Genomic DNA, 5,530 nt, shown 5'->3' on the forward strand with positions numbered 1-5,530 from the left:
GGGCCGAGGGGGTTCCGACGCAATTTCAATGGAAATCGGAGGTCCGATTTCCATTGAAATTGCGGGAGTTCTCCACAGGACCCCGGACCTGTCCACAGGTGTTGGCGTGTCGGGGTCCGACATGCGCTGGTGTGTCGGGTTACTCGGGTTGGCAGGTGGAGCACCAGTAGAGCTTGCGGCCGGAGAGGTCCGCCATGGCGATGGGCGTGCCGCAGAGCAGGCAGGGCATCGCCGCCCGGCGGTAGACGTAGACCTCACCGCCGTGGCGGTCCTGGCGCGGAGCCCGGCCGGTGACCTCGGGCATGTGCTCGGGTCGCACGGTGTCGATGCGCCCCACCCGGACCCCGTCGGCCATCAGCTCGACCAGGTCCGCCCAGATCAGGTCCCACTGCTCGCGGGCGAGCGCGCGGCCCGGCGTGTAGGGCTGGATGCCGTGCCGGAACAGCACTTCGGCCCGGTAGACGTTGCCGACCCCGGCCAGCACCTTCTGGTCCAGCAGCAGCGCCGCGATGCTCGTGCGGGACCGGGAGATCTTCGACCACGCGCGCTCCGGATCGGCGTCCGCGCGCAGCGGATCCGGGCCGAGCCGGGCTCGCACCGCCTCGACCTCATCACCGGTGAGCAGCTCGCAGGCGGTCGGGCCGCGCAGGTCCGTCCAGTGCGTCTTGCCGACGATGCGCATCCGCACCTGGCCGCGCGGTTCGGTCACCGGCAGCTCGGACTCGCTGAACGTCCCGTACAGCCCGAGGTGCACGTGCACGATCCGGTCGGGGCCGTAGTGGTGGAACAGGTGCTTGCCGTGCGCCTCAGCGCGCTCCAGCACGGTGCCGTCGAGCAGCGAAGCGCTCGTGGCGAAGCGTCCCTGCGGACTGGCCACCTGAACCTCCGTGCCGGCGAACAGCTCGTCGTGCACTCCGGCGAGCCGGTGCAGGGTGTGGCCTTCGGGCATTCGAACGTCCTCGGAGCATGTCGTCGGTCCTGGTTCCGCTCCCCGCACGAGACCGGTTCCCAGAACCTGCCTCCGATCTCTGCCTCGATGCGCCGAAAGCGGACATGCGTCGTCCGAAGTTCCGCCGCGCGAGCAGGCTTCTCAGACGATGAGCCACAGCGCGAGGGACTCGACGAGGTAGGCGCCCACGCACCACAGGGCGATGTGCAGGCCTCGGAGGATCGGTCGGTCGCGGCGCGGGAACGCGAATCCGGCGACCAGGGAGACGAGCGGCGCGAGGACTGCTCCGGCGGTCAGCCACAGGCCGACGCCGAGCACGCAGTCCGGCGCGGGGCAGAGCGCCGCCACGAGCTTGGGCGAGAGCGCTTGCTGCCCGAAGAAGAGCACCAGCACGCCGACCACCGTCGCTGTCACCGCCACCAGGGGTGTCAGCACTGCGCGGCGTGCTGGTGCCATCGGTCAGTTGCCGGGCAGAGCCGGGGGCTGGCCGGTCTTCTCGTAGTCGGAGAGCAGGTCGATGCGCCGCTGGTGGCGGCCGCCCTCGAACTCCGTGGTCAGGAACGCCTCGACGATCTGCTCGGCCTCCTCGACGGTGTGCATCCGCGCACCGACGCCGGCCAGCAGCGCGTTGTTGTGCTGACGGGCGAGCTTGGCAGTCTCGACGCTCCAGGCCAGCGCGGCGCGGGCGCCGGGGACCTTGTTCGCGGCGATCTGCTCGCCGTTGCCCGAACCGCCGAGGACCAGCCCGAGGCTGCCCTCGTCGGCGACGACGCGGCGGGCGGTCTCGACGCAGAACGGCGGGTAGTCGTCCAGGGCGTCGTATTCCGCGGGGCCGATGTCGGTCACTTCGTGACCCTTGTCGGCCAGCCACTTGACGAGGTGGTTCTTGAGTTCGTATCCGGCGTGGTCGGAGCCGATGTAGACGCGCACGTCGGCAGTCTGACAGATCCGCCCCTCCGCGATTCACAGTGGTGGTTGCGTTTGGGGGGTGATCTTGCGTTTTGGGGGTTTCTTGTGGCTGATTTGCGTCACGGTCCCCTGAGGTGCGGTTGGGTAGGGCTCCGGTTGCGTGCCTGGATAGCCTCTCGGGCATGACCTGCGTCGATGTGCACGTGGACTGGGGTTTGCCTGGCTTGCGGGCGATGTCGGAGTTCCCTGTTCTGGTGGTCGTCGACGTGCTCTCGTTCTCCAGCGCCGTGGACATCGCCACCAGTCGTGGGGCTCGGGTGCTGCCCCTGCGCTCGCACGACGTCCAGGTCCCCGGCGGAGCGGTGCTGGCCGGGCCGCGCAGTCTCGATCGCTGGTCGTTGAGCCCGTCGTCGCTGCGCACCATCATCGCCGTCCGGCTGGGGTTGCCGTCGCCGAACGGTGCGACGCTGTGCGCCGAGGCTTCCGCGACGGGCTCGACCGTTTTCGCAGGTTGCCTTCGCAATGCGGACGCCGTGGCCGCTGCGGCGGCGCGTGCTGGCGGACCGATCGGCGTGATCGCCGGAGGCGAGCGCCGGGACGGCGAACTCCGGCCGGCGATCGAGGACTTGCTGGGCTCGGGCGCGATCATCTCTGCGCTGCCCGGCCGCCGCTCCCCCGAGGCCGAGCTCGCGGCAGCCGCTTTCCAGGCCGTGCGGCACGACATCGGTGGGCTGCTCGCGGGTTGCGACTCCGGTCTGGAGCTCGCGGAGATGGGGTTCGCGCACGACGTGGATCTCGCTGCGGAGGTCAACGCCAGCCGGACCGCGCCGGTGTTGCGCGACGGTTTCCTGGAGGCGGCGTGAGCTGGCGAGAAGTCGGCCAGGGCGTGTTCGTGCGGCGCTACGCCGAGCTCGACCTGTCCATCGGTCTGGTGGTCGGGGCCGAGTCCGCCCTGGTCATCGACACCCGCGGCGATCACGTGCAGGGATCCGAGCTGGCCGCCGCGGTCCGCGAGATCACCGCGCTGCCGTGGCAGGTCGCGATCACGCACGCCCACTTCGACCACTGCTTCGGGACCAGCGCGTTCCTGCCCGCGCCGGTGTGGGCGCACGAGCGCTGCCCCAGATTTCTCGCCGCGACCGCCGACCAGCAGCGCGCCGAGTGGGTCGCGCACTACCGCGGCGAAGGCTCCGACGACATCGCCGAGGCGCTCGCCGAATCGACCCCGACCGAGCCGGACCACCTGGTGTCCGAGCGCGCCGACCTGGACCTGGGCGGCCGAACCGCGCAACTGCGCCACCTCGGCCCCGGGCACACCGATCACGACCTGGTCGTCGCGGTTCCCGACGCCGGCGTCGTGTTCGCCGGGGACCTCGTCGAGCAGGGTGCTCCGCCGGACTTCGGCGATGCCCACCCGGAGCACTGGCCCGCCGCAGCGGACGGAATCCTGGCGCTCTCCCCCGCCACCGTCGTGCCCGGTCACGGCGATCCCGTCGGCCCGGACTTCGTCCGCACCCAGCGCGCCGAACTCGCCGCCATCGCCGAGCTCTGCCGCGAGCACCGGACCGGCGAGCTCTCCGAAGAGCAAGCGCTCCACCGCTCGCCGTACCCCGCCGACACCACCCGCACTGCGCTGAGACGGGCCTGAAACCCGACAATCCGCCCACCAGACGAACGTTGCGTGAATCACAGTCTCAACTCGCCTAGTCCACCTGAGAACCAGGCAGAGCGCGCAGACGTACCGAAACCGCTGGACCAATCGGACTTTCCACTGGGCCATTCGGCGTCAATTCGGGATCCCGGGGCACCGATCCGATAACGCGAACGTCATTCTCTTCTAAACGCGCCAGCGAACCGCTCCCCCGGTTCGCGAGGTTTCGACGGGCGAAGGACAGGTGGAGATCGAACATGTCCGGACGGGACGACTTCGACGCGGGTCGCCAGGACCTCGCCGCGCGCAACGCCGCGCTTCGGGACCAGATCGACAACATGCTCTCCGATCTCCGGCGCCGCACCGCCGAGATCCAGGAGAAGCAGTCCACCGCCGCGCAGCAGACCTTCGAAGTCGCCTCCGACGACGGCATGGTCACCGTCCGGGTGGACGCGACCGGAACCGTGCAGGAACTGGCCCTGTCCCCGAAGGCGTTCGAACGCACCACCCCCGAGAAGCTCGCCCGCAGCATCACCAGCGTGATCCGGGAGGCCGCGGGCACCGCCCAGCGGCAGCTGCAGTCCGAGTTCGCGCCGCTGGCCGACGTTTCGGACGTTCCGGAAGTCCCCGGCGTCCCGTCCCTGGCGGGTCTGCTGCGCCAGGGACCGCTCGTCGAACCGCCCAACCCCGACGTCGAACGCCAGCAGCGGCGCGCCGAGGACTCCGCCGCCCCGGCGAGCAACAGCGCGCCGCCGCCGCAGGTGCGCACCGCGCCCGATGACGAGTGGGACGACGACTGGGAGTGGGAGAACAACCGGCGAGGGGGCCGCCGATGAGCGACCAGATGCGGATGGAGCCCGAGGAGATCCGCTCGGGCGGCAAGAAGATCGGCGACACCGGCAAGGACCTCGAGCAGGTGGTCAACACCCTCAAGTCCGCGCTCGACGGCGAAGGCGAGTGCTGGGGCAACGACGAAGCCGGGCAGAAGTTCGCCGGGGACTACACCAAGGGCCGCGACAGCGTTTTCGACAGCTTGAAGAAGGTCGTCAAAGCCCTCGGCGACATCGACGACAACCTCAAAGCCACCGCCGACGACACCGAGTCCAGCGATGCCGGTTCGGCCGCGGACATCGGCAAGTCCGGCTCCAACATGCCCTCGTAGGGAGTGGATGTTTCGTGAGCATCGAAATGCCCGACGAGGTCAAGTGGCTGCTGCCGATCGTGGTCGGCGAGTCCTGGCCGGAGGGCGACGAGGACGCGATGCGCCGCATGGCCGACGCCTGGCGCGCCGCCGCGGACGGCATCGAAGGCGTCAACACCGCCGCCAACCGCGGTGCTGAGCAGGCCAAAGGTGCGATGGAGGGGCAGACCTCCGACGCGTTCGCCAAGCTGTGGAAGGACATCGGCGACGGCGGCGAAGCGGCGCTGCCGAAGCTGAAGGAAGCCTGCGAGAAGCTCGCCAAGGCCTGCGACGACGCGGCCCTGGACGTCGAGCACACCAAGCTGACCATCATCGCCTCGCTGATCGCGCTGGCCATCCAGATCGCGGCGATGATCGCGGCCGCCCCGGTCACCTTCGGCGCCTCGACCGCCGGTGTCGCCGCCGCGCAAGCGGTCACCCGCACCGTGGTGATGCAGATCTTCAAGCAGCTCGCCATGAGCATCCTGAAGAACGTCGCCATCGAGATCGCCACCTCGGTCGCGATCGAGTTCGCGGTGCAGGGCGTGCAGATCGCCTCCGGCGAGCGCGACGGCCTCGACGGCGGCAAGTTCAAGGACGCGGCGATCTCCGGTGCCATCGGCGGCGCCGTCGGCGGCGTGTTCGAAGGCGCGGGCAAGGCGATCGGCAAGCAGGCAGGCGACGCCGTCGGCGACGCAGCGGGCAACGCGGCCACCACCTCGGGCCGCGCAGCGGGCGACGCGGCGGGCGACGCCGCCGGCGAAGCGGGGGAGTGCGCCGCGAAGGCGCTCGGCAAGACGGCGCTGAAGGATGGCGCCCTCGGCGCCGCCGAAGGCGCGGT

At 70.3% G+C, this 5,530-nt stretch carries 8 protein-coding genes; 5 read left to right on the forward strand and 3 right to left on the reverse strand.

Annotated elements, in window-relative coordinates:
• Positions 1 to 139: 139 nt before the first annotated feature.
• From ABTZ89_RS34935 to ABTZ89_RS34945, 3 genes are all read right to left on the reverse strand, one after another.
• Positions 140 to 949, reverse strand: a complete 810-nt coding sequence (locus ABTZ89_RS34935; protein ID WP_351053009.1) for an Fpg/Nei family DNA glycosylase — start codon at positions 947 to 949, stop codon at positions 140 to 142.
• Between the two features lie 141 nt (positions 950 to 1,090).
• Positions 1,091 to 1,405 carry a hypothetical protein gene (locus tag ABTZ89_RS34940; RefSeq protein ID WP_270949373.1) on the reverse strand — a complete coding sequence of 105 codons (315 nt, stop codon included), beginning with the start codon at positions 1,403 to 1,405 and terminating at the stop codon, positions 1,091 to 1,093.
• Positions 1,406 to 1,408: 3 nt separating this feature from the next.
• Positions 1,409 to 1,879, reverse strand: coding sequence for a ribose-5-phosphate isomerase (locus tag ABTZ89_RS34945; protein WP_270949374.1), 471 nt, complete (start codon positions 1,877 to 1,879; stop codon positions 1,409 to 1,411).
• Positions 1,880 to 2,040: 161 nt separating this feature from the next.
• Here ABTZ89_RS34945 and ABTZ89_RS34950 point away from each other — a divergent pair, with 161 nt between their 5' ends.
• The 5 genes from ABTZ89_RS34950 to ABTZ89_RS34970 all read left to right on the forward strand — a co-directional run.
• Entirely contained in the window at positions 2,041 to 2,721 is a 681-nt protein-coding gene (locus ABTZ89_RS34950) for a 2-phosphosulfolactate phosphatase (protein ID WP_351053014.1), read from the forward strand.
• The gene (locus ABTZ89_RS34955; protein ID WP_351053017.1) at positions 2,718 to 3,506 is read left to right on the forward strand and encodes an MBL fold metallo-hydrolase; all 789 of its coding nucleotides are present in this window, start codon (positions 2,718 to 2,720) and stop codon (positions 3,504 to 3,506) included. Before ABTZ89_RS34950 ends, ABTZ89_RS34955 begins: the two co-directional genes overlap by 4 nt.
• Before the next feature lie 260 nt (positions 3,507 to 3,766).
• Positions 3,767 to 4,345: a YbaB/EbfC family nucleoid-associated protein gene (locus tag ABTZ89_RS34960; protein ID WP_351053020.1), complete on the forward strand. Its 579-nt coding sequence runs from the start codon at positions 3,767 to 3,769 to the stop codon at positions 4,343 to 4,345.
• Entirely contained in the window at positions 4,342 to 4,671 is a 330-nt protein-coding gene (locus tag ABTZ89_RS34965; protein ID WP_270949378.1) for a WXG100 family type VII secretion target, read from the forward strand. The genes ABTZ89_RS34960 and ABTZ89_RS34965 overlap by 4 nt, the downstream gene beginning before the upstream one ends.
• A 14-nt stretch (positions 4,672 to 4,685) precedes the next feature.
• Positions 4,686 to 5,530: WXG100-like domain-containing protein (locus ABTZ89_RS34970; protein WP_502949644.1), on the forward strand; the 845-nt coding region annotated here is incomplete at its 3' end.

The organism is Saccharopolyspora sp. NPDC002686 (assembly GCF_040295745.1).
Classification (GTDB): domain Bacteria; phylum Actinomycetota; class Actinomycetes; order Mycobacteriales; family Pseudonocardiaceae; genus Saccharopolyspora; species Saccharopolyspora oryzae.

What these genes read in the sequence shown, in the direction of transcription:
- ABTZ89_RS34940 (WP_270949373.1), bottom strand. Translation starts at nt 1,405, where the DNA reads ATGGCACCAGCACGCCGCGCAGTGCTGACACCCCTGGTGGCGGTGACA.
- ABTZ89_RS34965 (WP_270949378.1), top strand. Translation starts at nt 4,342, where the DNA reads ATGAGCGACCAGATGCGGATGGAGCCCGAGGAGATCCGCTCGGGCGGC.
- ABTZ89_RS34935 (WP_351053009.1), bottom strand. Translation starts at nt 949, where the DNA reads ATGCCCGAAGGCCACACCCTGCACCGGCTCGCCGGAGTGCACGACGAG.
- ABTZ89_RS34950 (WP_351053014.1), top strand. Translation starts at nt 2,041, where the DNA reads ATGACCTGCGTCGATGTGCACGTGGACTGGGGTTTGCCTGGCTTGCGG.
- ABTZ89_RS34960 (WP_351053020.1), top strand. Translation starts at nt 3,767, where the DNA reads ATGTCCGGACGGGACGACTTCGACGCGGGTCGCCAGGACCTCGCCGCG.